Source organism: Antarctobacter aquimaris (genome assembly GCF_900184945.1).
GTDB lineage: Bacteria > Pseudomonadota > Alphaproteobacteria > Rhodobacterales > Rhodobacteraceae > Maliponia > Maliponia aquimaris.
In genome coordinates this window covers 12,929-38,671 of record NZ_FXYF01000015.1, presented here as the reverse complement: position 1 = coordinate 38,671, position 25,743 = coordinate 12,929, and the positions used below count along the sequence as shown (strand labels likewise).

The 25,743-nt window shown below is 68.3% G+C and carries 21 protein-coding genes; 12 read left to right on the top strand and 9 right to left on the bottom strand.

The window, feature by feature from the left end; all coding sequences use genetic code 11:
- Nucleotides 1-64 precede the first annotated feature (64 nt).
- Nucleotides 65-2,794, top strand: coding sequence for a DUF2339 domain-containing protein (locus tag MAA8898_RS20820; protein WP_094022963.1), 2,730 nt, complete (start codon nt 65-67; stop codon nt 2,792-2,794).
- Between the two features lie 34 nt (nt 2,795-2,828).
- Here MAA8898_RS20820 and MAA8898_RS20815 read toward each other — a convergent pair whose 3' ends face one another.
- Both MAA8898_RS20815 and MAA8898_RS20810 read right to left on the bottom strand, forming a co-directional pair.
- Nucleotides 2,829-4,001, bottom strand: coding sequence for an FAD-dependent oxidoreductase (locus MAA8898_RS20815; protein ID WP_094022962.1), 1,173 nt, complete (start codon nt 3,999-4,001; stop codon nt 2,829-2,831).
- Nucleotides 4,002-4,117: 116 nt separating this feature from the next.
- Nucleotides 4,118-4,441, bottom strand: a complete 324-nt coding sequence (locus tag MAA8898_RS20810; RefSeq protein WP_094022961.1) for a hypothetical protein — start codon at nt 4,439-4,441, stop codon at nt 4,118-4,120.
- Between the two features lie 413 nt (nt 4,442-4,854).
- Between MAA8898_RS20810 and ileS the strand changes: the two genes are divergently transcribed.
- The gene (gene ileS / locus MAA8898_RS20805; protein ID WP_094022960.1) at nt 4,855-7,860 is read left to right on the top strand and encodes an isoleucine--tRNA ligase; all 3,006 of its coding nucleotides are present in this window, start codon (nt 4,855-4,857) and stop codon (nt 7,858-7,860) included.
- A 119-nt stretch (nt 7,861-7,979) separates the two neighbouring features.
- Here ileS and MAA8898_RS20800 read toward each other — a convergent pair whose 3' ends face one another.
- Both MAA8898_RS20800 and MAA8898_RS20795 read right to left on the bottom strand, forming a co-directional pair.
- A complete protein-coding gene (locus tag MAA8898_RS20800) occupies nt 7,980-8,933 on the bottom strand; it encodes an NAD(P)-dependent alcohol dehydrogenase (protein WP_094022959.1) in 954 nt (317 codons plus the stop codon).
- A gap of 271 nt (nt 8,934-9,204) precedes the next feature.
- Nucleotides 9,205-9,804 carry a response regulator gene (locus MAA8898_RS20795; RefSeq protein ID WP_094022958.1) on the bottom strand — a complete coding sequence of 200 codons (600 nt, stop codon included), beginning with the start codon at nt 9,802-9,804 and terminating at the stop codon, nt 9,205-9,207.
- A 288-nt stretch (nt 9,805-10,092) separates the two neighbouring features.
- Here MAA8898_RS20795 and MAA8898_RS20790 point away from each other — a divergent pair, with 288 nt between their 5' ends.
- On the top strand, nt 10,093-12,642 hold the full coding sequence (locus MAA8898_RS20790) for a hybrid sensor histidine kinase/response regulator (RefSeq protein ID WP_176445261.1): 2,550 nt from the start codon (nt 10,093-10,095) through the stop codon (nt 12,640-12,642).
- A gap of 10 nt (nt 12,643-12,652) precedes the next feature.
- Here MAA8898_RS20790 and tsaA read toward each other — a convergent pair whose 3' ends face one another.
- The 3 genes from tsaA to MAA8898_RS20775 all read right to left on the bottom strand — a co-directional run bounded on the left by tsaA (nt 12,653) and on the right by MAA8898_RS20775 (nt 15,072).
- A complete protein-coding gene (tsaA, locus tag MAA8898_RS20785; protein ID WP_094022956.1) occupies nt 12,653-13,150 on the bottom strand; it encodes a tRNA (N6-threonylcarbamoyladenosine(37)-N6)-methyltransferase TrmO in 498 nt (165 codons plus the stop codon).
- A 274-nt stretch (nt 13,151-13,424) separates the two neighbouring features.
- The gene (locus tag MAA8898_RS20780; RefSeq protein ID WP_094022955.1) at nt 13,425-14,276 is read right to left on the bottom strand and encodes an SMP-30/gluconolactonase/LRE family protein; all 852 of its coding nucleotides are present in this window, start codon (nt 14,274-14,276) and stop codon (nt 13,425-13,427) included.
- 10 nt (nt 14,277-14,286) lie between these two features.
- Nucleotides 14,287-15,072 carry an SDR family NAD(P)-dependent oxidoreductase gene (locus tag MAA8898_RS20775; RefSeq protein ID WP_094022954.1) on the bottom strand — a complete coding sequence of 262 codons (786 nt, stop codon included), beginning with the start codon at nt 15,070-15,072 and terminating at the stop codon, nt 14,287-14,289.
- A 128-nt stretch (nt 15,073-15,200) separates the two neighbouring features.
- Here MAA8898_RS20775 and MAA8898_RS20770 point away from each other — a divergent pair, with 128 nt between their 5' ends.
- From MAA8898_RS20770 to MAA8898_RS20745, 6 genes are all read left to right on the top strand, one after another.
- The gene (locus MAA8898_RS20770) at nt 15,201-15,437 is read left to right on the top strand and encodes an Lrp/AsnC family transcriptional regulator (RefSeq protein WP_094022953.1); all 237 of its coding nucleotides are present in this window, start codon (nt 15,201-15,203) and stop codon (nt 15,435-15,437) included.
- A 60-nt stretch (nt 15,438-15,497) separates the two neighbouring features.
- Complete coding sequence (locus MAA8898_RS20765; protein ID WP_094022952.1) at nt 15,498-16,646, top strand: ABC transporter substrate-binding protein; 1,149 nt, start codon at nt 15,498-15,500, stop codon at nt 16,644-16,646.
- A 94-nt stretch (nt 16,647-16,740) separates the two neighbouring features.
- Nucleotides 16,741-17,661, top strand: a complete 921-nt coding sequence (locus MAA8898_RS20760; RefSeq protein ID WP_094022951.1) for a branched-chain amino acid ABC transporter permease — start codon at nt 16,741-16,743, stop codon at nt 17,659-17,661.
- A 112-nt stretch (nt 17,662-17,773) separates the two neighbouring features.
- Entirely contained in the window at nt 17,774-18,757 is a 984-nt protein-coding gene (locus tag MAA8898_RS20755; protein ID WP_094022950.1) for a branched-chain amino acid ABC transporter permease, read from the top strand.
- Nucleotides 18,750-19,499 carry an ABC transporter ATP-binding protein gene (locus tag MAA8898_RS20750; protein ID WP_094022949.1) on the top strand — a complete coding sequence of 250 codons (750 nt, stop codon included), beginning with the start codon at nt 18,750-18,752 and terminating at the stop codon, nt 19,497-19,499. The genes MAA8898_RS20755 and MAA8898_RS20750 overlap by 8 nt, the downstream gene beginning before the upstream one ends.
- A complete protein-coding gene (locus MAA8898_RS20745; RefSeq protein ID WP_094022948.1) occupies nt 19,496-20,185 on the top strand; it encodes an ABC transporter ATP-binding protein in 690 nt (229 codons plus the stop codon). The genes MAA8898_RS20750 and MAA8898_RS20745 overlap by 4 nt, the downstream gene beginning before the upstream one ends.
- Nucleotides 20,186-20,233: 48 nt before the next feature.
- Here the strand turns inward: MAA8898_RS20745 and MAA8898_RS20740 are convergent, their stop codons facing one another.
- Together MAA8898_RS20740 and MAA8898_RS20735 are read right to left on the bottom strand one after the other, a co-directional pair.
- Nucleotides 20,234-21,709, bottom strand: a complete 1,476-nt coding sequence (locus tag MAA8898_RS20740; protein ID WP_094022947.1) for an SH3 domain-containing protein — start codon at nt 21,707-21,709, stop codon at nt 20,234-20,236.
- Entirely contained in the window at nt 21,706-22,923 is a 1,218-nt protein-coding gene (locus MAA8898_RS20735; RefSeq protein ID WP_094022946.1) for a trypsin-like serine peptidase, read from the bottom strand. Before MAA8898_RS20735 ends, MAA8898_RS20740 begins: the two co-directional genes overlap by 4 nt.
- A gap of 129 nt (nt 22,924-23,052) precedes the next feature.
- Here MAA8898_RS20735 and MAA8898_RS20730 point away from each other — a divergent pair, with 129 nt between their 5' ends.
- From MAA8898_RS20730 to MAA8898_RS20720, 3 genes are all read left to right on the top strand, one after another.
- Entirely contained in the window at nt 23,053-23,712 is a 660-nt protein-coding gene (locus tag MAA8898_RS20730) for an OmpA family protein (RefSeq protein ID WP_176445260.1), read from the top strand.
- Nucleotides 23,713-23,915: 203 nt separating this feature from the next.
- Nucleotides 23,916-25,250: an NAD(P)-dependent oxidoreductase gene (locus MAA8898_RS20725; RefSeq protein ID WP_094022944.1), complete on the top strand. Its 1,335-nt coding sequence runs from the start codon at nt 23,916-23,918 to the stop codon at nt 25,248-25,250.
- Complete coding sequence (locus tag MAA8898_RS20720; protein WP_094022943.1) at nt 25,247-25,729, top strand: hypothetical protein; 483 nt, start codon at nt 25,247-25,249, stop codon at nt 25,727-25,729. The genes MAA8898_RS20725 and MAA8898_RS20720 overlap by 4 nt, the downstream gene beginning before the upstream one ends.
- Nucleotides 25,730-25,743 lie beyond the last annotated feature (14 nt).

The following is a 25,743-nucleotide window of genomic DNA, read 5'->3' as shown; positions in this document are numbered from 1 at the left end:
CCACCTGTGTTTTCGCCACGCGCCCGCGTAGAGTGCAAAAAACGCGTTCGGAGTCCGCACATTCATGGAAGCGCTGATTGTCTTGCTGGGCCTTGCGGTCCTGGCCATTCCGGTTGCCGTGATCATCCTGATCATCGGCCACGCCCGTCTGAGCCGGGAGGTTCGCGAGTTGCGCGTCATCACGGATGCGCTGCAACGGGAGGCCAGACCGCGCCCCGCGCCCGACACCCGGCCGCAAACCGCGCCGGCCCCCATGCCGGAGAGCGCGCCCGCCGTGCCCGAGGTCGAGACGGCCGCGCCCGCCGCGCCACCGGCCTGGCCGGACGCGGTGGCGGCCCGCGCAGCAGCGCCCACCCCGCCGCCCGCGCCCAGCGGCCCCAGCGCAGTTGACCGGCTGGCGGGCTGGCTGCGGGACAACTGGTTCTACGCCGTCGCCGCCGTCTCGCTGGCGCTGTCGGGCATCTTTCTCGTGCAATACGGCATCGAGACGGGGCTGCTGACGCCGCGCGCCCGGGTCATCGCCGCGCTGCTGTTCGGCGGTGCGCTGATCGGCGGGGGCGAATGGATCCGCCGGCGCTATGGCGATGACGTGGAGAGCGCCACGGCCTACCTGCCCTCGGTGCTGTCCGGCGCGGGCCTCGTGTCGCTGATGGGCGGAGTATTGGCCGCGCGGCTGCTCTATGACCTCGTTGCCCCCGGCCCGGCGCTGGCCGCGCTGTTTGGCATCGCGCTCTTTGCGCTGTGGCTGGGCTGGCGGCATGGTCCGCTGCTGGCGGCCATCGGCATCGTCGGCGGCATGGCAGCACCCTTCCTCGTGGGCGGTGAAAGCGATCAGCCGCAGTGGCTGCTGGTGTACTTCGCCGTGCTGACCGGGCTGGGGCTGGGCATCGACACGCTGCGGCGCTGGGCCTGGGTCAGCGTGCTGTCGGTGGTCGGCGGTGGCCTGACCGGTGTCCTGCTGCGGCTGGTGGAGCCGGGCAACGAGACGCTGACCGCCGCCTTTGCCCTCTATGCCGTGGCGCTGGTGCTGATGGTGGTGCTGATCCCCGCGCGGGCGCTGTTTCCCGACCAGGACGGCCCCTGCGTGACCGAAGCCGTTGCCGGGACGCAGGACGTGGGGCGGCCGATCTTTCCGGTGATCCTGGCGGCGGGGACGCTGCTCGCGGCCTGCCTTGCGCTGGGTTGGGCGGCGCAGATGTCGCCGCTGACCTGGCGGCTGGCGCTGGGGCTGGACGCGGGCCTGGCGGTGCTGTTGATCCTGTGGTCACGCGGGGCGCCCGCCTTGCAGGATTTGGCGGCGCTGCCGCTGCTGACCCTGCTGGCACTGGTCGCCGCGCCGGAGTTGAACGTGCAGGGGCTGGTCCCGCTGGCGGAGCGGCTGACAGCGCAGGAAGGGCTGACCGAACAGCGGATGCCGCTGGACTTTACCCTGATCCTGCTGGCTGCGGTAATCCCGGGCCTGGCCGCAGCCTGGCGCAGCCTGCAACCGGGCCGCTTTGCCGTGGCCTGGGCGGCCGTCGCGGCGCTGATCGCCCCGGTCATGGGCCTGCTGCTGGAATTCGCCTGGGGCGCAAGCGATGTCCTGGGCGCCTGGCCCTGGGCGCTGCACGCCCTGGCGCTGGCGGCGCTGATGGTAGGCCTGGCGGCGCGCTTTGCCCGCGCGGACGGCACGGACCGGCTGCGCCCGGCGCTGGCCACCGTCTCGGCGCTGGCCTGTCTCGCCTTTGCGATGACGGTGCTGCTGACCGATGCGGCGTTGACGCTGGCGCTGGCGGCGGTGGTGGTGGCGGCCTCGGCGCTGGACCGGCGCTTTGACCTGCCGGCGATGACGGGCTTTGTCGCCGCGGGGATCGTGGCGCTGGGCTACCGGCTGGTGGTCGATCCCGGGCTGGACTGGGCGACCGACGCGCCGGTGCTGGAGATGCTGGCGGCCTACGGCGGCACGCTGGCGGCGCTGCTGCTGGCGCTGTGGCTGAGCGCGGCGCGGCCCCGGCCCCGTGCCCGCGTGTTCCTGGAAAGCGCGGCCTGGTCGGTCGGCGGCATGACCGTCAGCCTGACCCTGTTCCACGCGATCGAGGCGCTGGTCGGCTCCGCCGACGACGAGGCGCACTGGGCGCTGGGCCTCTACGCGACCATCTGGCTGGGCACCATGCTGGCGCAGCTGGAACGGATCCGGCTGGGCGGGACGCTGTACTGGCTGCGCGCCGCGCTGGCGGTGCTGTTCGGGCTGATCGGCCTGGGCATGGTCGGGCTGTCGCTGAGCTTTGGCAACCCGCTGCTGGAGGCGCAGACCGTGCACGGGCCCGTGCTGCTCAACACGCTGGCCCCGGCCTACCTGATGCCGGGCGTCGTGCTGATGCTGGGGGCCTGGCGCCTGGCGCATCTGCGGCGCGGGCTGCGGATCGCCCTTGGCGGCGCTGGCGGCGCGCTGGCGCTGTTCTGGCTGGGGATGGTGATCCGCCACGCCTGGCAGGGCGGCGCGGCGATGCAGGCCGACTATGGCATCTCGCAGCCCGAACTTTACAGCTATACCGTGGCCTTGCTGCTGGCGGGGGCGGGTCTGTTCTATCAGGCGCTCGCACGGCGGTCGAACGGGCTGCGCCGGGCCGGGGTGCTGGTGATCGGGGTGGCGGTGGCCAAGGTGTTCCTGATCGACATCTCGGGGCTGGCCGGGTTGGTGCGGGTGTTCTCCTTCCTGCTGCTGGGGCTGTCGCTGGCCGGGCTGGCCTGGCTCAACCGCTGGATCCAGGTGCGCGCCGCGCGCCACGCCGGAGGCGCGGCCCCGCCGGAGTGACCCGGACGGGGCGGCGGTCTGTCTGCGCAGGGCGTCAGAACGGCAGCGAGCCCAGCGGCGGCAACAGGTCGCCGCAGACCAGCCGGGTCAGGATGCGCGGTAGCGGCCCGACGGTGGAAACCGGGTACAGCACGCGGTCGCGCAGCAACGGCAGGACGCGGCTGTCGGACTGGTATTGAGGCCTGAAAAGGCGACTCATCAGCTGGTAGCCGCGCACGTGCCAGCGCCGCGCCTGGCCATACCACTGGGCCGCCACCTGGGCGTCGCCCTGCGCCCGCTCGTAGGCCGTGGCAAAGGCCCAGGCGTCCAGCAGCGCCATGTTGGCCCCCTGCCCCAGCTGCGGGCTGGCACGGTGCGCCGAATCGCCGATGTAGACGATGCCGTCGCCCCAGGGCCGGCGCAGGGTGCCATGGGCATAGCGCGCCATGGTCATCTGCTCGGGCCGCGTGATCTGCGCGGTGAAGGGCGCGAATTCGGGCCAATGCGCCTCGGCCTCGGCGCGCCAGGCGTCCAGCCCGCGATCCAGCCAGGCGGCGTGGCCATCGGACGGCAGCGACCAGAAGACCGCCGCCTTGAACCCGCGCTGCCCGGGCAGCCGCCCGACCGGCAGCACGCCCAGCATGCGGTCGGCGCGGCGGTAGGCCTGGCGCAGCTCGTTGCGCGGCAGGCGGGTGTCGTCGGGCCAGTCAACGGTGGACCAGAGCGCGCCGTAGCCCAGCGGCCGCGCCCGCATCGGCGACAGCGGCGAGCCGGTGCCCGTGGCGTCGATGATCAGGCGAAAGGGGCCCTCGCGGCCCGACTCAAACACCAGATGCGCGCCGTCCCGCCCCACCACCCGGTGTCCGGGGACGATGCGCACGCCGGCGGCCTGCGCGGCATCATAGAGCACCTGGAACAGCGCGGCGCGGTGGATGGCCAGACCAAAGCGCGGATCGCCGGGCGCGTCGTAGGCGACGTCCAGCACCGGGCGGCCGCTCTCTGCCTCGTGGCCCAGCATGCGGTGGATGCGGTTGCCCAGCTTCATCGCCGCGTCCAGCGCGCCGATCCGGTCCAGAACCTGCAAACCCACCGGCTGCACGACGAGGCCGGAACCCACGGGCGCGGGGCGGTCGAACTGGTCATAGACCACCACCCGTTGCCCCGCCTGGCACAATGCCGTGGCCACCGCCAGGCCGCCCATGCCGGCCCCGGCTACCGCAATCTCCATCGCTTCGCCCTCTCGTCTCCCGCGGACAGGGAAACCAAGACAGCTTCGATGGCGCAAGGGACGCACTGACGCAGGCCCGGACGGGGGCGCGGCCTGTCCGGGCCTGCGGGCCGGGCTCAGTCCGCCGGCGTGGCCGCGTCGTTTGCGGCCGGATCGGCCGTTTCGGAGGGCGCCGGCGCGTCATCGACGGTGGGCGCGGCCGGAGCCGGAGCCTCGATCGTCACCTCCGGCCCGGTGGCCGGGTCTGCCACCCGGTCGGTGGTGAACGAGGGGCCGATCGCGATCAGCGCAATGACCGCCACGGCAAGCACCAGCGCCACCGCGGCGCCGACCGCCGCGGCGCCCGTGCCCCGGGTCGTTTCGATGCGGATATCGGTCCGGCGCGCGGTGCCATTGTCGGTGCCGTGCCGTCTTGTCGAGTCCTGGGTTTCATAGGCCATGGTCGTTTCCTTTCCTGCTGTCGCGCCCGTTTCATCGGGGCGCCTGACCTGACACGTGGGGCCGCGGCGCCGGGCGCCAAGAGCCCGCAGTTGCGCGCGCCCCGCATCGGTAAACTGTTGCCATTTCGGCCGATTCCCGTCGGCGGGTTCCCCCGGCGCAGCCCGCGCGCCGGCAGGATGCGGGCCATTTGCCGCCGAACCGCCGCGCGCACGACGCGGGTTCCCGCCGAAGGCCGGGGATACTTTACCTGACCCGATTGCGGGCCTATAAGGCGCGCAAGATGACGTATCACGTGATCCTCATTCGAATTACATGCCCGGCGCTCTGAGGATACGAGCCGCCGGGACAAGGCGTATGAGACGTCGCGCCGCCCCCTCCTCCTGACCAAGACGACTTTTGAAGGACGCCCGAGATGTGCGCCGATACGACCGACACCACCCTTCCCGACTACAAGGACACCCTGTCCCTGCCGCAAACCGATTTCCCGATGCGCGCGGGCCTGCCCAAGCGCGAACCCGAGTGGCTGGCGCGCTGGGAAGAGATCGGCGTCTATGACCGCCTGCGGGAAAAGAAGGGCCGCCCCGTCTTTACCCTGCACGACGGCCCGCCCTACGCCAACGGCCACCTGCACATCGGCCACGCGCTGAACAAGGTGCTGAAGGACTTCATCGTCCGCAGCCAGCAGATGATGGGCAAGGACGCCCGGTACATCCCCGGTTGGGACTGTCACGGCCTGCCGATCGAATGGAAGATCGAGCAGCAGTACCGCGAGAAGGGCCAGAACAAGGACGAGGTCGACGTGGTCGACTTTCGCCAGGAGTGCCGCAAGTTCGCCGAGGGCTGGATCGACATCCAGCGCGCGGAGTTCAAGCGCCTGGGCGTGACCGGCAACTGGGCCTACCCCTACCTGACGATGGACTACCACGCCGAACGCGTGATCGCCGAGGAATTCCAGAAGTTCCTGATGACCGGGACCTTGTACCAGGGGTCCAAGCCGGTGATGTGGTCGCCGGTGGAAAAGACCGCCCTGGCCGAGGCCGAGGTCGAGTACCACGACCACAAGTCGCACACGATCTGGGTGATGTTCCGGGTGGTTGATGCGTTTTCTAGAGACTACTTGGAAGGCACAGGCAACGAAGAACTTGATGCCGAGAGGCGAGCAGAGGCAGAAGCAGCCTCCGAAAAGCGGGAAGCGGAACTGAGATCGGCCAAGGTCGTCATCTGGACCACCACCCCCTGGACCATCCCGTCGAACAAGGCGGTCGCCTACAACCCCGAGATCTCTTACGGGCTCTACGAGGTGACGGGCACGCCGGACGAATGCTGGGCCACGGTCGGCGACAAATACGTGCTGGCCGACAAGCTGGCCGAAGAGGTGCTGGTCAAGGCGCGTCTGTCGGACGGCCAGTGGACGCGCGTGCGCGATGTCTCGACCGATGAACTGGGGGCTCTGACGCTGGCCCACCCGCTGCGCGGGGCCGAGAGGGCGAACGGCTTCTGGGACTACGACGTGCCGATGATCGACGGCGACCATGTCACCGACGAGGCGGGCACCGGCTTTGTCCACACCGCGCCCAGCCACGGCCAGGAAGACTATGACGCCTTCGCCAAGCGCAACTGGATGGACCGGATGACCCACAACGTGGGCGAGGAGTCCGAGTTCCTGCCGCATGTGCCGCTGTTCGCGGGGCTGCGCGTGCTGGACCAGAAGGGCAAGGAGGGCAAGGCCAACACCGCCGTGATCGACGCGCTGGTCGCTGCCGGCGGGCTGTTGGCGCGTGGCCGGATGACCCACAGCTACCCGCATTCCTGGCGCTCCAAAGCGCCGGTGATCTACCGCAACACGCCGCAGTGGTTCGCCGCCATCGACCGCGCCGTCGGCGACGGCCAGGACACCTATGGCCAGACGATCCGCGAACGCGCGCTGACCTCGATCAACGAGTTGGTCAAGTTCACGCCGGTATCGGGCCAGAACCGCCTGCGTTCGATGATGGAGGTGCGCCCGGACTGGGTGCTGTCGCGCCAGCGCGCCTGGGGCGTGCCGCTCACCTGCTTCACGAAAAAGGGCGCGCTGCCGACCGACCCCGACTTCCTGCTGAAGGACGCAAAGGTCAACGCGCGGATCAACGAGGCCTTCGAGGCCGAGGGCGCGGACGCCTGGTACAAGCCCGGCGCCAAGGAACGCTTCCTGGGCAACGACTATGACCCGACCGAGTGGGAGCAGGTGTTCGACATCCTCGACGTTTGGTTCGACAGCGGCTCGACCCATGCCTTTGTCCTGCGCGACCGGCCGGACGGCTCGGACGACGGCATCGCGGACCTATACCTCGAAGGCACCGACCAGCACCGGGGATGGTTTCATTCCTCGATGTTGCAGGCCTGCGGCACGATGGGGCGCGCGCCCTATCGCGGTGTGCTGACCCACGGCTTCACGCTGGACGAGAAGGGCAACAAGATGTCCAAGTCGCTCGGCAACACCGTGGCGCCCGAGGACGTGACCAAGCAGTATGGCGCCGATATCCTGCGGCTCTGGGTGGCGCAGGCGGACTATACCGCCGACCTGCGGATCGGGGCGGAGATCCTGAAAGGCACCGCCGACGGCTATCGCCGGTTGCGCAACACCATGCGCTACCTGCTGGGCGCGGTGGCGCATTTCACCGAAGATCAGCGCGTGACCCCGCAGGACATGCCGGAACTGGAACGCTACATCCTGCACCGGCTGGCCGAACTGGATCACGCAGTGCGCGAAGGCTATGCCGCCTATGACTTCCAGGGCGTGTTCCAGCAGCTGTTCAACTTCTGCACCGTGGAACTGTCGGCCTTCTACTTCGACATCCGCAAGGACGCGCTGTATTGCGACGGCGACACGCCGCGCCGCCGCGCCGCGCGGACGGTCATGGACCTGCTGTTCCACCGGCTGACCACCTGGCTGGCGCCGATCCTGGTGTTCACCATGGAAGAGGTCTGGCTGGAGCGGTTCCCGGGCGACAGCTCTTCGGTGCATTTGCAGGACATCCCCGACACGCCCAAGGACTGGCTGGACGAGCCGCTGTCGGCCAAATGGCAGATGGTGCGGCGGGCGCGCCGCGCGGTGACGGCGGCGCTGGAGGTGCAGCGCACCGACAAGGTGATCGGCGCCTCGCTGGAGGCCGCGCCGGTGGTGCATGTGCGCGACCCGGAGATGCTGAAGGCGCTCAAGGCGGTGGCCTTCGAGGACGTCTGCATCACCTCCGACATCGTGCTGACCGGCGACCCGATGCCGAACGAGGCCTTCCGCATGCCCGAGATCGAGGGTGTCGGCGTGGTCTTTGAAAAGGCCGAGGGCGAGAAGTGCCAGCGCTGCTGGAAGATCCTGCCGGACGTGGGCACCCACGCCCACCCCGGCACCTGCAAGCGCTGCAACGAGGCGCTGGGCTGACCCCGCGTTCTTCGCAGGCCCACACGCTGGTGGGCCTGCGTCGCGCGGCCTGTGCGCACCCTTTCCTGAAACAGGGTTGCCCCGGGTGATGACATTTGCCCGCGGCAGACCGCCCGGCGTCAATCGAACCGGACGGTCACGATCCCGGTCTTTTGCCCGGTCTCCACGTAGCGGAAGGCCTCGACGATCCCTTCCAGCGGGTAGCTGCGGTCAAAGACCCCCTGGAACTGTCCGTTGGCCATCAGCCCGGCGAGGAAACGAACGAACCCCGGCGCATCCTCGGGAAAGGGGATCGTGACCCGCTTGCTCCCGGTCAGTCCGAGCCAGGCGCCCAGCAGGATGTTGGACCAGCCCGGCCCAAGATCGGTCGCGGAATAGACGGCCCCCTCGCCCAGCAGGGGCCGGCAGGCGAACCATGACGTTTTGCCGACGGCGTCGAAAACCAGGTCGAACCTCTCGCCGAGCGCGGTGAAATCCCCGATCTCGTGGTTCCCGACCCGGTCCGCCCCGAGGCGCTGCGCCAACTCGAGGTGACGGGAGCCGACAACCGCCACCACATGCGCACCGCGACCCTTGGCAAGCTGGACAGCCGCCGTCCCGATCGCCCCGGACGCGCCATAGACCAGGCACCGCTGTCCCGCGCTCAGCAGCCTTGTGGTGCCGTGTGCATACCACGCGCCCTCGCCGACAACGGCCTGGTCAAACGCCAGGCCCTCGGGTATCCGCGCGATGGCGCCTTGGTCAGGCACGCAGAGATAGTCGGCATGCGCACCGAAACGGTCTGGTGACATGCCAAAGACGCGGTCGCCGCGCGCGAATCCCGTGACGCCCGCACCCATGGCATCCACGACCCCGGCGAAATCCATGCCCAGTATCCGCATCCTGGGGCGCAGCAGACCCGTCATCGCCCGAGCAAAGAAAGGGTGTCCCCGCAGTGTGGCGGTGTCCGTGCGGCCAACGGTGGCGGCGGCAACCCTCACCCGGACGTCGCCCGGTCCCGGCTCCGGGACCGGCACCCTTTCCAGCGACAAACGCTCTGGACCACCGTAGCGACCGAATACGACCGCGCGCATGAGTCCTGCCTTGGTCATCCACCCAAGCTAACAGTCCGGGGGTCACTTCGTGAGATATTTTCCGATCATGCGCCTCTCTGCGTGATCCGCGCACATCGGCGCGCCACTCAAGGGACTGACAGGAAAACTCGGTTGGCGAGACGGGGCAATTGGCATTGATCTCCAGCGGATCCCATTGGACCCTGCCGATCTGGCGGACGACCCGGCAATCGGATTTGCACAGAATGGCGGTGGAGAAGCCGGATCGCAGTCCGGGACGCGCCGAAGTCTCTCAGACCAGCCCGCGGTCCCGCGCGATCATCGCCGCATGGGTCCGGTTGCGGGCGTCCAGCTTGCGCGAGAGCGTCTTGACGTGCAGCTTGACGGTGACTTCCTGAAGATCGAGGTCGCGGGCGATTTCCTTGTTGGACTTGCCCTCGCAGATCCCGGCCAGCACTTCCTGCTCGCGCCGGGTCAGCATGCCCTGACCTTCGTTGGCGGTGTTCATGAAGTCGATGGGGGTATAGACCTCGCCCGCCGCCATGAAGCGCGCGGCGCTCAGCAGCGAACGCGCGCTCATCGTCTTGGGGATGAAACCCTGCGCCCCGGCCTTGAGCGCGGCGGTCGCCACCTCGGGCGAGGCGCTGCCGGACAGGATCGCCACGGGCCGCCCATCGTTCGCGGCGCGCATCCGGTGCAGGCCGTCCAGGCCGTTCATCCCGGGCATGTTGTAGTCCAGCAGGACCAGGTCGAAACTGCCGCTGTCGCGGGCCAGTGACACCGCGTCCTGCAAGGTGGCGACGGTGCGCACCTCGTCCACGTCTGCGCCATCCAGGTAGGCGGCAATCGTGTCCCGCACGAGGTCATGATCGTCGGCCACCAGAATGCGCATCCAGAATTCCTCGTTTCCGGCCCCGTCAGGGCCGTTTCCCCGCCGGCATTTTGGCCCTGTGGCACGACAATACAAGGCGAAACGTGAAAAGAACCTCTTGATTGCGCCACGTCACCCTACATAAGCGGCGGCAAACAGACGGATACGGCGGCCGACTTGTTGCGCGACACCGCGCGCCCTATCATGTCGCCCGGAGGAGAACCAACCCCCTTGGCATGGCTTTCGGTCAAACCTGGCGCCGCCCCAACCCCGCGGCAAGACGGCCGATGGGGCTGGGCCTTTGTGGTCATGCGCAACTGGCTGGCCGGCGTCACCATCGTGCTGATCCTGATCGCCATCGCCGTTCTGGTCCTGGATCTGCGGCGCCAGACGGAACGGCTGTCTGCCTCGGCCGCCGACAACATGCAATGGACGCTGGGCCAGGCCGAGGTCGAACTGATGGCGCTCGAGATCGCGGCGATACGGGTGCTCGACGGGCTTGACCCGCTGAGCGAGGTGCGGCTGCGCTACGACATCTTCTACAGCCGGATCGAGACGCTTGTCGCCAGCCACCGGTTCGAGGTCCTGATCAACGTCGGGGACCTGCAGCAGCGGATCGACGAGATCGTGCGGTTCCGAACCCGCTGGCTGCCGCTGATCGACGGACCGGACGAGGAATTGCTGGCGGGCCTGCCGCTGCTGGTCAGCGAATCCGAGGCATTGCGCGTCGCCGTTCGGGACTTCGTGCTGGTCGGGATCACCCATTTTTCCGAGGTCAGCTTTGAACAGCGCGACAGCCTGGGAAAAAGCATGGTGCGGATCGGGCTGTTGACCGTGGCGCTGATCGCCATGCTGGCGGTGCTGGCCTTTGCGCTGTTCCGGCTGGCGCGCAAGAGCGATGCCGAGGCAACCGCCAACCGCGAGACCCGCGAGCGGATCGAGACGATCCTGTCGACGGCCCTGGACGCGGTGATCGTTTCGGACGACGCGGGCCTGATCGTCGAGTACAACGGCGCGGCCGAACGCCTGTTCGGCTATTCCCGGGCCGAGGCGATCGGTGCCGACATGGCCGACCTGATCATTCCCGACCATTACCGCGAGGCGCACCGGCGCGGCATGAAGCATTTTCACGCCGACAGGGCGCCGCGGGTGATCGGCAAGGGCGCGGTGCGGCTGGACGCACGGCGGCGCGACGGCAGCGTGTTCCCGGTCGATGTCTCGCTGGCCAATGCGCAAAGCCCCGCGGGCGAGATCTTCATCGCCTTCATCCGCGACATCTCGGACCGGGTGCGCAACGAAGCGGCGCTGAAACGCGCGCGCGACCGCGCCATCGCCGGCGAAAAGCAGAAGACCGACCTGCTGGCGGTGATGAGCCACGAGATGCGCACGCCGCTCAACGGCATGCTGGGCACGCTGGAGCTGTTCGACGAAGGGCGGCTGGACCCGCGCCACCAGCGCTACCTGCGGATCGTGCGCAATTCGGGCAAGGTCCTGCTGGGGCACGTGAACGACGTGCTCGACATCTCGCGGCTGGATGCGGGCAAGATGAGCCTGCGCAAGGTGCGGTTCGACCTTGTCAGTCTGCTCGAAGAGATCGTCGACAACCAGGCCCCGCGCGCCAGCGCCCGTGGCAACACTCTGGAGCTGACCCCGCCCAACCCGGGCCTGCACGAGGTCTACAGCGACCCGGACCGCCTGCGGCAGATCCTGCTGAACCTGGTGTCGAACGCGATCAAGTTCACCTGGAACGGGCGCATCACCATCGAGGCGGACCGGGCCGACGGTTCGGACGAGGTCGAGATCCGGATCACCGACACCGGCATCGGGATATCCGAGGCCGATCTGGACCGGATCTTTGACGATTTCGTCACCATCGACAGCTCTTACGCGCGCAGCACCTCGGGCACCGGCCTGGGCCTTGGCATCTCGCAGCGGCTGGCGGCGGCGCTGGGCGGCGAGTTGGGCGCCGAGAGCGAGCCGGGCGACGGCAGCGTGTTCTGGCTGCGCCTGCCCATGGCGCCGCCGCCGGCGCTGAAGACGGCCCAGCCCGACGACATGCCGGTGGCCGAGGTCCGGCCGGTGTCTGGACCGCCGCCCGTGGCCATCCTTCTGGTCGAGGACAACGAGATCAACCGGATCGTCGCGCGCGAACTGCTGGAACGCGACGGCCACAGCGTCGAGGCGGCCACCGATGGCACCAGCGCGCTGCGCAAGGCCGAAAGCCGGCGTTTTGACGTGATCCTGCTGGACATCTCCATGCCCGGCGTGGATGGCCTCCGGGTGGCGCAGGAGCTGCGGGGCGGCAACGGTCCCAACGCCTTGACGCCAATCGTGGCGACCACGGCCCATGCCCTGCCACACGAGGTCCAGGCCTTCTACGAGGCCGGCATGCAGAACGTCCTGATCAAGCCGCTGAACACCGAGGCGATCCGACGCGCGCTGGCCGAGGCCCTGAGCGGCGAGGACGTCCAGGCCCCGCTGTCGTCCACGGGTCTGTCGATGCTGATCGACGAGGCGCACCTGGCCGAGATGCGCCGCGAGCTGGCCCCAGCGCGTTTCGAACAGGTGCACACCACCTTTGCCGCCGAGATGCACGAGTTCCTGAACGCGATGCCCGGCTTGATCAGCGACGGCGAGGACGGCCTGGCGGCCCTTGCGTCCGAAGCGCACCGCATGGCCGGATCGGCTGGCGTGATGGGCGCGATGCGGCTGACCAACCTGCTGCGCGAGGTCCACGCCGATACGCAGGACGGCGACGCGGTGGCCCTGCGCTGCAAGCTCGACCGGCTGCGGGCCTGCTGGACCGCGACCGCCAAGGCGCTGACACGGCTCTGCGCGCCGCCCTCCCCCACGATCTGAAGGATGGGTGTCAGGAGGACACGCCGGGCTTGGCGCGGGCCTGAACGGCGTAGGAACAGCGGTAAGGCTTGATGTCCAGCAGCGGCGTGCCGTTCAGGCAGTCGAGGCCGCGCACGGTCAGCCGGGTGCCGTCACGCGCGACCAGCCGGACGATGGAGGTGCCGATGGGATTGGGCCGCAGCGGCGAGCGCAACGAGAACGTGCCACGCGTGCGGCCATCGGCCTTGGGGCTCTGGGTCAGCATGTCACGCCGCGCCTCGTGCAGCCAGTAAAGCACCTCGATAAATTCGAACGGGTCGATCCCCTCGAGCGCGGGCGCGTAGACCGGATCGAGGTGCAGCGTGCAGTCCGGGCCATTCTCCGTGTCACCCTGCCGCGGGCAGTCCGCGCGGACGATGTAGGGCGTCTCGACCCGGCCGATGAAGCGCAGGCCCGCGTCGGTGGCGGGCGGCAGGTCGGCGTATGTCTCGCCGGGGCGGATCTGGTCGCGATGAACGGAACTGGACATGGGGCAGAGAGTGCCCGCAGTGCGGCGCCGGGACCAGAGGATTTTTGGCCGCAGGTGGGTGCCGGCACAGCTGTGGCGGGGCATCGGCGAAACCCGGTCGCGGGCGGGGCAAAATGGCTTTCGAAAGCCATTTTTGGCGCACAAATCTAAGCGGGGATCCCGGATTGACACCGGAACCAGTGCCACCAGGTGCTTGAGAACGGACACCGGGCGCGACACGGGGGCCGGGGCCAAAGGGCTTTCGAAAGCCCTTTGCAGAACCTGGCCCACGCGCTCAGATGACCACGCGCGGCTCCGCCCTGCCCTTGATGTCGAGGTCAAAGACAAAGGTGTTGCCCGCTGCTCCATCCTCGTCCGGGCGGCCTTCGGCGGCGGAGGTGACCATCAGCCGGCTCAGGTCCGGCCCGCCGAAGGCCGGGCAGGTGATCTGCGGCGTGGGCAGCGGAAGGCTGGTCAGGAACCGGCCGTCATGCCCGTAGCAGGCGACGCGGCTGGCGTTCCACTGGGCGTTCCAGAAGTTGCCCGCGTCGTCCGTCACCGCGCCATCCGGGTTCAGCCCCTCGGGGTTGAGGTCCAGCCAGTCCTCCGGTTCACCCTCGGGCCAGCCGTGGGCGTCCAGCGCCACGCGCCGGATCATCCGCGTCGGCGTGTCGGTGAAATAGGAGAACTGCCCGTTGGGTGAAAAGCAGATCGCGTTGGGGATGGTGATCGGCGCGTAGAGGCGGCGCAGCTCGCCCCTGTACCAGCGGTAGATGGCGCCGGCGTCCTGTTCCAGCTTGTACCCCATTGTGCCGATCCAGAAACCGCCCTGCGGGTCGGCCCGGCCGTCGTTGGAGCGGGTCGCCGGGATGTCGGCCTCGAGGTCACAGACATGTGCCTCGCTCCCGGTGGTGAGGTCGAACACGAACAGGTCGCGCGCCGAGGCGATCAGCAGCCGGTCACGCGTGACCCAGCCCGCCGCCGACACGGCGCGGTCGAACTGCCAGACACGCTGATGCACGCCGTCGTGCTCGTAGAGCCGGTGGCCGAGGATGTCGAACCAGAAGAAGCTGCCGCGCTCGGGGTGCCAGAGCGCGCCTTCGCCCAGAATGCAGCGGGTGGCGGAGAGGGTCGTGGCAGGTGTCATGCGGGGCTCCTCAGGCGGCGACGGTGACGACGCCGCCATCGACGGCCATGCATTGCCCGGTCATGCCGGCGCTGGCGCGCGAGGCCAGGAACAGCACCGGCGCGGCGATGTCCTCGGGGACAAGGTGGCGGCCAAGACACTGTTTCGGCAAGAACTCCTCCAGCGCCTCCGGGCTGGCCCAAAGCCGCAGCTGGCGTTCGGTCAGCACCCAGCCGGGGGCGATGGCGTTGACGCGGATGTTGTCGCGGCCGAATTCGCGGGCATGGCCCCGCGTCATCGCGGTGATCGCGCCGTTGGCAGTGGTGTAGGCCGTCATGTTGGACATGCCGAGCATGTAGCTGATCGAGCTGAAATTCACGATGGCCCCGCCGCCCGCCGCCTGCATCATCGGCACGATAGCCTGCGTGGTCAGGAAGTAGGACTTCAGGTTCACGGCGATGGCGCGGTCCCAGCCTTCGGAGGACAGCGTCAGCGTGTCGTGCCGCGTGTCGTCGGCGGCGTTGTTGACCAGCACGGTGATCGGGCCGTGCGCCTCGGCCGCCCTGGCGATGGCGGCGCGCAGGGCCGGCTCATCGGTGATGTCGCAGGGGATGAACAGCGGGCGGGCGCCATATGTGGCCTCCAGCCGGTCACAGAGCGCAGTGGCGTCGGAGCGCTGGACAAAGGCCACCCGCGCGCCCTGCGCGACAAAACCCTCGGTCAGCGCCGCGCCGATCCCGGCGCCGCCGCCGGTGACGAAGACCGAGCCCCCTTTGAGGTCCGGAAACACGCAAGTCTGTTCAGGTCGATCGTTCATCGGGTTCCTCCCCTGGTGCCGTGGCGGCCAGTCTCGCCTTGGCCGGGCCTGCGCGCAAGGGCGTTCAAAGGGCTGGAATCGCGGCGCGATATGGGCTCTAGTCGGGGCAGTTCGGCAAGGAGGCTTTCATGAACTGCGTCTTCGTCCAGATCCGATGCAAACCCGGCACGGCCTACCGGGTGGCTGGCGACATCGCGCTGCGCGAGATCCATTCCGAGCTCTATTCGACCAGCGGCGAATACGACCTGCTCCTGAAGATGTACATTCCAAAGGAAGAGGACGTGGGCAAGTTCATCAACGACCACCTGCTGGACATCGACGGCATCGAACGCACGCTGACGACACTGACGTTCCGCGCGTTCTGACGCGCCCTTTCAGGCTGCGCCGTCCGGAACAAACAAAAAAGACATCCCAGGGAGACAACCATGACATTCAAGACACTGGGCCTGACACTGGGCCTGAGCGCCGCGCTCTGCGCCGCGCTGACCACGGCCGCTGCCGCCGAGATCAAGGTGGGCATGATCACCACGCTGTCGGGCGGCGGCGCGGGCCTTGGCATCGACGTGCGCGACGGATTCCTGCTGGCGATCGAACGCTCGGGGCGCGACGACATCGAGGTGGTGATCGAGGACGACCAGCAAAAGCCCGACGTGGCGGTGCAGCTGGCCGACAAGATGGTGCAGTCGGAAAAGGTCGACGTGCTGACCGGCATCATCTGGTCGAACCTCGCCATGGCGGTGGTCCCCTCGGTGACCGCGCAGGGCAAGTTCTACCTGTCGCCGAATGCCGGCCCCTCGGCCCTGGCGGGGGCCGGCTGCCATCCGAACTATTTCAATGTCAGCTGGCAGAACGACGCGTTCTACGAGGCTGCCGGCGGCTGGGCCTCTGAAAACGGCATCGGCTCGGTCATGCTGATGGCGCCGAACTACCCGGCCGGCGTGGACGGGATCACCGGCTTCAAGCGGTTCTTCAAGGGCGAGGTCAAGGACGAGATCTACACGACGCTGGGCCAGACCGACTATGCCGCCGAGATCGCCCAGGTGAAGGCCTCGGACGCCGAGATGCTGTTCTACTTCCTGCCGGGCGGCATGGGGATTTCCTTCATGAAGCAATATGCCGGGTCGGGCGCGGACAAGCCGCTTATGGGGCCGGCGTTCAGCTTTGACCAGGGCATCCTGGGGGCGATCGGTGACGCCGCGCTGGGGGTCAAGAACACCGCTCATTGGTCCAAGGACCTGGATGCGCCGGGCAACGCCGAGTTCGTGGCCGCCTTCTCCGAGAAATACGGCCGCCTGCCCTCGCTCTATGCGGCGCAGGGCTATGACACCGGGCTGCTGCTGGCCTCGGCGGCGGCCAAGGCCGATGTCGACGATGCGGACGCCTTTCGCGCGGCACTGATGGAAGCCGATTTCCAGTCGGTGCGCGGCGCGTTCAGGTTCGCCCCGAACCATCACCCGATCCAGACCATCTACATGCGCGAAGTGGTCAAGGAAGGCGACGTGGTTACCAACCGCATCATCGGCACCGCCGCCACCGAGCATACCGACGTCTACGGCGCCGACTGCAAGATGTGAGCGGGCGCAAATTCCGTACCACGGAATTTGCAAATTTCATCAATGAAATTTGTCCCGCCGGGTGACCGGCGGGGCGCAAGCACAACGGACTCCCATGTCGCTGATCCTGGTCGCCGAGCAGATCCTGAACGGTCTGCAGTTCGGCATCATGCTGTTCCTGATGGCCGCCGGCCTGACGCTGATCTTCGGCGTCATGGGGCTGATCAACCTAGCGCATGGCTCGCTCTACATGGTGGGCGCCTTCTGCGCGGCGGCGGTCTCGGCGGCGACCGGGTCTTTCCTGCTGGCGCTGGTGGCCGCGCTGGCGGGGGCCGCGGCGGCGGGGGCGCTGATCGAACTGGCGGTGATCCGGCGGCTATACGCGCGCGACCACCTGGACCAGGTGCTGGCGACCTTTGCGCTGATCCTGATCTTTTCCGAGAGCACGCGCTGGCTGTTCGGGTCCTTTCCGCTCTACCTCGACGTGCCTGCGGCGCTGTCGGGGCCAATCACCCTGCCCGGCGGCATCCAGTACCCGCTCTACCGGCTGACGCTGATCCTTGTCGGCCTCACCGTGGCGGCGGGTCTGTTCCTGCTGATCGCGCGCACCCGCATCGGCGTGCGGATCCGCGCGGGCGAGAACGACCGCGAGATGATTGCCGCGCTGGGCGTCGACATCGACCGGCTCTACACCTTCGTCTTTGCCTTGGGCGCCGCGCTGGCGGGGCTGGCGGGCGCGCTGGTGGGGGCGATCCAGTCGGTGCAGGTGGGCATGGGTGAGCCGGTGCTGATCCTGGCCTTTGTCACCATCGTGATCGGCGGCATCGGCAGCATCAAGGGCGCGCTGGTGGGCGCGCTGCTGGTGGGGTTGACCGACACGCTGGGGTCGATCTTTCTGCCGCAGCTGTTCAAGCTGTTCATGGCGCCGGCAGCGGCGACGCAGACCGGGGCCTCGCTGGCCTCGATGGCGATCTACATCCTGATGGCCGCGGTGCTGATCTGGCGGCCCACCGGGCTGTACGGGGTCCGGGCATGAGCGGGGCGGCGCGCAGAAGGGGCGCTGCCCCCACCGCCCTGCGGGCGGCTCCCTTGGGATATTTCGGGACCAAAGATGCCATCGGTTCGGTGCGTCGGCGGAGGGCGCGCGGATGAGGCGCGAGGCCCTGGTCAACGCGCTGGTCACGCTGGGGCTGGTGGCGGTGCCGCTTTACGCGCTGGTGGTGGATGAGCCCTTTACCATCACGCTGGCGACGCGGGCGGTGATCCTGGCGCTGGCCGCCGTGGGGTTGAACATCGCGCTGGGAATTGGTGGGCTGGTCAGCCTGGGGCACGCCGTGTTCTTCGGCGTCGGCGGCTATGCCATGGGCATCCTCGCCTTTCACGCGCAGACCTATACTCCGCTGCTGGAGGTGCCTTTCACGATCGCGGGGACCAAGTCCATGCCGGTGATCTGGCTGGTGGCGGTGATCGCCTCGGCGCTGGCGGCACTGGTGATCGGGCTCTTGTCGCTGCGCACCAGCGGCGTCTATTTCATCATGATCACCCTCGCCTTCGGGCAGATGTTCTACTACTTCGCGATCTCCTGGTCGACCTATGGCGGCGAGGACGGCATGTCGATCTACCTGCGCAACGGTTTTCCCGGGCTGAACACGCTGGTGCCGATCCAGTTCTACGGCATCTGCCTGGTGGCGCTCTGCCTTGCGCTGGCGTTCCACGCGGTGCTGGCGCGCTCGCCCTTCGGACTGGCGCTGAACGCGGCGCGGCAGGTGCCCGAGCGGGCGCGCGCGGTGGGGTTGGACCCGTTCCGCCTGCGCCTCGTGGCCTTCGTGATCTCGGGGGCGATCACCGGGCTGGCGGGCGCGCTCTTTGCCGATCTCAACCGCTTTGTCAGCCCGTCGATGTTCAGCTGGCAGCTGTCGGGCGAGTTCGTCGTCTTCATCATCATCGGCGGCACGGCGCGGCTGTTCGGCCCCGTGGTGGGCGCGGTGCTGTTCGTGCTCTTGGAGCACCTGCTGGGGGGCATTTCCGACTACTGGCACATCTGGTTCGGGCTGCTGTTGCTGCTGATCGTGCTGTTTGGCCGTGGCGGGGTGATCGGGCTGGTTGCGGGGCGGGCGCGGAGCCATGACTGAGGCGGTGCTGGAGACGCGCGGGCTGCGCAAGAGTTTCGGCGCCTTGAAGGCGACCGACGATGTCTCGATCACGCTGCGGCAGGGCGAGATCCACGCCATCATCGGGCCGAACGGCGCCGGAAAATCGACGCTGATCGCGCAGATCTCGGGCGCCCTGGCGCCGGATGCCGGGCAGGTGCTGCTGGGCGGGCGCGACGTGACCGCGCTGCCGGTCCAGGCGCGGGCGCGGGCCGGGCTGGCGCGGACCTTTCAGATCAGCCAGCTGGCGATGGAGGACACCGTGTTGCAGAACGCGACGCTGGGCGCGCTGGGGGCTTCCGGGCGGCCGTGGCGGATGTTGCGCCCGGTGCTGGGCGACCGGGACCTGCGCGCGCTGGCCGAGGCGGCGCTGGACCGGGTCGGGCTGGCCGACCAGCGGGCGATGCGCACGGCCGAGCTGTCACACGGGCAGCGGCGGCAGCTGGAGGTGGCGGTGGCGCTGACCCTGCGCCCGCGTGCCTTTGTCATGGACGAACCGATGGCGGGGCTGGGCACCTCGGGCTCGGCCCGGTTGACGCGGCTGCTGGACGGGCTGCGCGCCGAGGCGCCGATCCTGCTGGTCGAGCATGACATGGACGCGGTCTTTGCGCTGGCGGACCGGGTCAGCGTGCTGGTCTACGGCCAGGTGATCGCCACCGGCACGGTGGAGGAGATCCGCCGCGATCCCGCCGTGCGCGAGGCCTACCTGGGAGACGCAGCATGAGCGCGCTGTTGCATCTGCGCGGGGTGCAGGCGGGTTATGGCGACAGCCAGGCGCTGTTCGGCGTGGACCTGGACGTGGCGGCGGGCGAGGTCGTGGCGCTGATGGGCCGCAACGGCATGGGCAAGAGCACGACGGTGAAATGCATCTGCCGGATGCTGCGCGGCACGGGCGAGATGCGGTTCGACGGGCAAGACCTGGCGCGGCTGCCGTCGCACCGCGCGGCGCGGCTGGGCATCGGGCTGGTGCCCGAGGGGCGGCGCTGCTTTGCCGACCTGACGGTGCAGGAAAACCTGACCGCCGCCGCGCGGCCCGGGGCCTGGGACCTGGACAAGGTTGGGGCGATGTTTCCCCGGCTGGCCGAGCGGCGGAGCCAGGTGGCGCGCTCGCTGTCGGGGGGCGAGCAGCAGATGCTGGCCATCGGGCGCGCGCTGATGACCAATCCGCGCCTGCTGATCCTCGACGAGGCGACCGAGGGGCTGGCGCCGCTGATCCGGGCCGAGATCTGGCAGGTCATCGGCCGGCTGAAGCGCGAGACCGGGCTGGCCATCCTGATCATCGACAAGAGCCTGAAGGAATTGTCGGCGATCTCGGACCGGGCAGTGATCCTGAACCGGGGCAAATCGGTCTGGACCGGGCGGATCGACGCCCTGGAGCCGGACCTGGCGCACCGCTACCTGGGGGTGTGACCGGCCCCAATCAGGCCCGGAGCGCGCCGTTTCAGACAACAGCCGGAGTCACTCCACCCCGGCGGGCCGGATCACGCCGTTCCAATTCTCCAGCGCGGGCACCCGGACATAGCGCGCGCTGGCCCAGCCGCTGACGCCGCCCGAGGCGACCTGATACCAGACCCCCTGCCCGTCGGCGGCGAGCGTGCAGCCCTGCACCTCGACCGAGGTGCCCTCGTTCCAGCGGGCGACCACGTCACCCCCCGGCGCCGAGCGGATGTTGAGGTTCGACGCGAGGCGCGCGCCGCTCCAGTCGAGGAATCGTTTCGGCACGTCCGGGTCCGTCTCGCCCGACCAGCGGTAGCGGTCCGGCTCTTCCTCTTCGAGAAAGGCGTTGGACCAGTCCCAGGCATAGTAGGCGCGGGTCAGCACGCCGCCGTGACAGCCCAGGCTGTCGCCCAGCAGCGCGCCGGTGGCGGCAGGCAGGAACGGATCGAACTCGGCCTTGGGCGCGGCGCACCAGCCGGCACCCGCCGACTCGGCCCCGCAACTGCCCGAGGCCTGAATGCCCAGCGTGTCATCGTCGTGCCATTCGATCGAGCAGCCCTCGACCGCCAGCCGCCAGGCACCGATCTCGCCAAAGACCTCGGTCAGCATCCGGTCGCCCGGTTCCTCGCCGAAGGCGTTGTAGGGCCACCATTCATATTCGTCCGCCGTCATCCGGCTGCCGCGCGAATAGGCCAGCACCTGGCACATGCTCAGCGCGTCACGTTCGCGCAGCCCCTCCAGCGCCAGCGGTGTCGCGGCCTCCGGCCCGCCCACCGGCACGAAGTCCATGAAGCGTGTCATCAGCCCGCCGCGCAGCAGGAAGAAATCCTGCGGACGGCGATAGTGCAGCGAATTCTGCACCAGCGCGGTGGGCGCGATGCCGTTGGCGATCAGCTGGATGTACTCGGACATGATGCGATAGGTCAGGTCCATGGCCTGCGCCACCTCGGCCTGCACCGCCTGCTGGTCGACCGGGACAAAGGGCATGTGAAAGCCCAGCTCGGCACCCCGTTCGACATAGCGCACCGAAACCCCGGAATCGCGCGGCAGCGCCGACAGGGCAAAGGCGACCGCGCAGGCCGACATGCAGCTCTCGCCCGCCAGCACCAGCACCCCGGCCAGCGCCGGATCGCCGTTGCCGCCCCGGAAGGGTTGCAGCAGCTTGCCCAGCTTCACCCCTTCGAGAAAGTTGCCGCCGGGGCTGTCCAGCACCAGGACAAAGTGCTGCACGCTGTCCTCGGGGCCGATCAGCGCGGCGAGGCGGTCGGCATCGCCAGGCTCGATCGTGCCGCTGAGGCCAAGGATCCGCACCCCCTGCTCGGTCGGCAGCAGGATCGGACCGTGGTCCACCCGGTTGGTCAGGCTGCCATAGAGCGAGGTCAGCTGTTGCAGGCGCGGGCGCAGGTCCTCGCGCAGGCCGATCTCGGCCGCCATGCCGGCCTGCCCCGCCGACACCAACGCCAGCGCAGTCAGGCCGCGTCGCAGAGCGCCCTTCATTCGATCACGTAGGTGGTGAAGGCATAGGTCACGGTGCCGCCGGCGACCTCGACCTTGCCATCCATCTTGCCCTGTGCCAGTGCGCCGACCACGCCGCGCAGCGCGTCCTTCAGCTGCGCCGGTTCGGTCAGCCCCGCCGGGCTGCACAAGGCACCCAGCTTGTGTTCGCCCTTCTCGTCCTCTTCCAGCACGACGATCTTGTAGTTGCTGGTCACGGTGACCTGGTAACGGGCCTGGATCTCGCTCAGCGGGACCTTTTCGAAGATCTCCAGCGGGATCGGCGTCAGGTTCTGAGTCGGCGAGATGTCGATTATGGCCGGGACGCAGTCGCCAGGCACATCCGCCACGACCGAAATCTCCTGCCCGACACCGACGCGCCGGGGAAACACGGTGGCGACCATGGGCAAAGGCTGCTTTTCCGCCGGGGGCGCGGCCTTGAGCACCTTGGAGGTCTTCAGGATCGTCGCCATGGGAATGCCGAAGTTGACGCCGACGTTGCGGTCGCCCGAGTTGTGCAGGCCGATCACCTGCCGCGCAGAACTGTCGATGATCGGCGAGCCCGAGTTGCCGCCCAGCGTGTCGCAGGTGTGGCGCAGGCGGTCGCCGGTCTGCGGCGCGGGCGCGGGTTCCATCGACGGGCGCGCGGCGCGGCAGCCTTCGCGGCTGATGTGCTGCGATTTGCCCAGCGGGTGGCCGATGATCCAGAACGGCGTGCCCTCGACCGGGATATCCGCCGACAGCGGCAGCGGCGGGAACTGGTCCACCGGAATGCCCTTGACCTCGAGCACGGTGTAATCCAGCTCGGCCGAGGTCTCGACCGGGACCGGGTTGACCTCGTAGCGCTGCGCCTCGTCCTCGCGGCCCAGCTCAAGGTAGCCGGCGAGGAAGCTGACGCTCTCGATCTTCGTCGCCTTGATCTGCGGGTTGTCGAGGATCCCCGGCACGCAATGGTGGTTGGTCAGCAGGTGCGTGGGATCGACCAGGAAAGCGGTGCAGGGAAAGGTCCCGCCGTCCGTCGTCATGCTCAGCATGCCGACACCGCGCCCCAGCTTGCGGAAATCGGCGGTGGCGGAATAGCTGTTGATCGGCTCGTTGTTGTAACCCTCGACGGCGACCTCGTTCTCGATCCCGGCCTGGAATTGCTGGGCGGCGGGCGCGGTGGCGCAGACCGCCGCAGCCACGGCAAGCGCGGAAACACGGGGGACAAATGACATGGCGATCCTCGGACAATCCTGAATGTGCGGCGACCATAACAAATCCGGTCAGGGCTGCTTGGAAAAAATGCCGTGTCTGGAAAACGAACTATGACTAGACTATGCTCCTGTCAGTTTTCGGAGGCCGACATGACCAGATCCTTTCTCATCGCCTGTACCGTCCTGTGGCTGCCTGCCGTTGCCCTTGCGCAGTCCACCGTGACGCTCGACTCATTCAAGCTCGACGATCCGCCCAAGCCTGACGCCGCCGCGACCGAAATGCGCGACTGCCTGCTGAACCCAGACGCCTGCGAAAGCGCCGAGTTCAAGAGCGGGGCCAGCATCACGCTGGATGACGTCGTCAACCTGGGCGTGGTCGAGCGCAAGCCCGAGCCCGTCGCCGTGCCCGGCCAGCCGACGACCAGCATTGCCGTGGTCGACCGCGAGCCGCCCAAGCCGTTGCCGACGATCGACCTCGAGATCCTGTTTGCCTACGACTCCTTCGACCTGACGCCGGAGGCGCGGATCAAGCTGTCGAGCCTGGCCAGCGCGTTGCAGGACCCGAGTTTCAAGGACCGCACACTGATCTTCATCGGCCACACCGACGCGGTGGGCAGCGCCGCCTACAACCGGCTGCTGTCGCAGAGGCGGGCGGACGCGGTTGCCCAATACGTGCGCCAGACGATGAACCTGCCGACCAGCAAGATCCAGTCGGTGGGTGTCGGTTTTGACAAGCTGAAGAATGTCTACCGCCCCGACGCGGCCGAGAACCGCCGCGTGCAGGTGGTGGTGTTTGATCCGAATACCTGACGGGCCGACTCCGGCGGACCTGACAATCTTTGACTCCGGCGTGCGGTGCGCGCCCTGACAGGCGGCCCGATGGGCCGCCTGCATGTCTTTCGGGCGTCCGTTTGTGACCCCAGCAGATTTCTGCGCCGGACAAAATTTTACCGTTTGATAAAATTCCGGACTGTGGCAGGCTGAGGAAAACGACAACCTCACAGGGAGAGGCCATGACCAGCCCGCAGACCCCCGGCATCGCGGCCGGGCGCCTCAGCCAGGATCAGCTGGCGCGGAATTTCGACGATCTTCACGCCCCCTACGACCCGCACGAGGCGGCGGTGGCGGCGGATCGCTGTTACTTCTGCCACGACGCGCCCTGCGTGACCGCCTGCCCCACCGCCATCGACATCCCGCTGTTCATCCGCCAGATCGCCACCGGCATGCCCGAGGCGGCGGCGCGGACGATCCTGGAACAGAACATCCTGGGCGGCATGTGCGCCCGCGTCTGCCCGACCGAGACGCTGTGCGAAGAGGCCTGCGTGCGCGAGACCGCAGAGGGCAAGCCGGTCGAGATCGGCCGCCTTCAGCGCCACGCCACCGACAGCCTGATGACGCGGCAGGGGCATCCCTTTGTCCGCGCGTCCGAGACCGGCAAGCGGGTTGCCGTTGTCGGTGCCGGTCCGGCGGGGCTGGCCTGCGCGCACCGGCTGGCGATGAAGGGCCACGATGTCACGATCTACGAGGCCAGGCCCAAGCCGGGCGGCCTGAACGAATACGGCATCGCGGCCTACAAGACGACCGATGATTTCGCCGCGCGCGAGGTCGCATGGCTGCTGGGCATCGGCGGCATCACCATCGAGTACGGCCACACGCTGGGCACCGAGATCTCGCTGGCCGGGCTGCGCGAGAACTTTGACGCGGTGTTCGTGGGCGTCGGCCTTGCCGGCGTCAACGCGCTCGAGATCGAGGGCGCGACCCGCGCGGGGGTCGAGGACGCCGTCAGCTTCATCGGCGCGCTGCGCCAGGCCGAGGACCTGGCGACGCTGCCGGTGGGGCGCAACGTGGTGGTGATCGGTGGCGGCATGACCGCGATCGACGCGGCGGTGCAGTCGAAACTGCTGGGCGCCGAGTCGGTGACCGTCGCCTATCGCCGGCCGCAAGCGCAGATGCCGGCCAGCCGCTTTGAACAGGACCTGGCGACCTCCAAGGGCGTGCGCATCCTGTCGGGCGTGATGCCGGTGGCGATACACGGCAACGGTGCGGCGACCGAGATCGAGCTGGAATACACCGCCGAGGGGCCGGAGGGCCTGCGAGGCACCGGCGAGACCTTCCGCCTGCCCGCCGACCAGGTGTTCCGCGCCATCGGCCAGACCCTGTCCCCGGTCGAAGGGCTGGAGCTGGACGGACGCAAGATCAAGGTGACGGGCGCCGGGCGCACCTCTGTCCCCGGCGTCTGGGCCGGGGGCGACTGCACGCCCGGCAAGGATCTGACCGTGGTCGCCGTCGCCGAAGGGCGCGATGCGGCAGAGGACATTCACGCGGCCTTGATGGGGGCGGCCCCATGAGCAAGTTGAGCCCAGCCGAACGGACAGCGCTGGACACGATTTCAACCATTTCCGACCCAGACAAGCTCAGAAATTTCATTGCCAATTCTCGGCGCGTCGGTTCTCAGACTGTCGAAAGGGCTGCCTTCGCTAGGCTTTGCGAAGTTCAACCGTCGGCCGAACCAGGCACCGTCGAGCATGATGTTTGGCAATCGATTCATGCTCTTGAAGAGATGCTGAAAGACGAACGTGGAAAAACTGTCCGCCTTGCACGGACCCGGCAAAAGATTCAGCGAGATGGAGAAGCAAAGACTGCGGCAGACCTGACCCTGAAGCCCGATGAATCCGCCGGCTTCAGGGATCTAATAGACCGTGGGCACCCTGAACTCACATTCGAGGCAGTGGTCCTGCGCCATCCCGGCGTCTTCGACGAAGAGACAAGAAATGCAGCCTCCGCCCGTCTTATCGGGGCGGGGATCAATCCCGGCAAACTCCAGTAAAGCAGGAGGTGCAA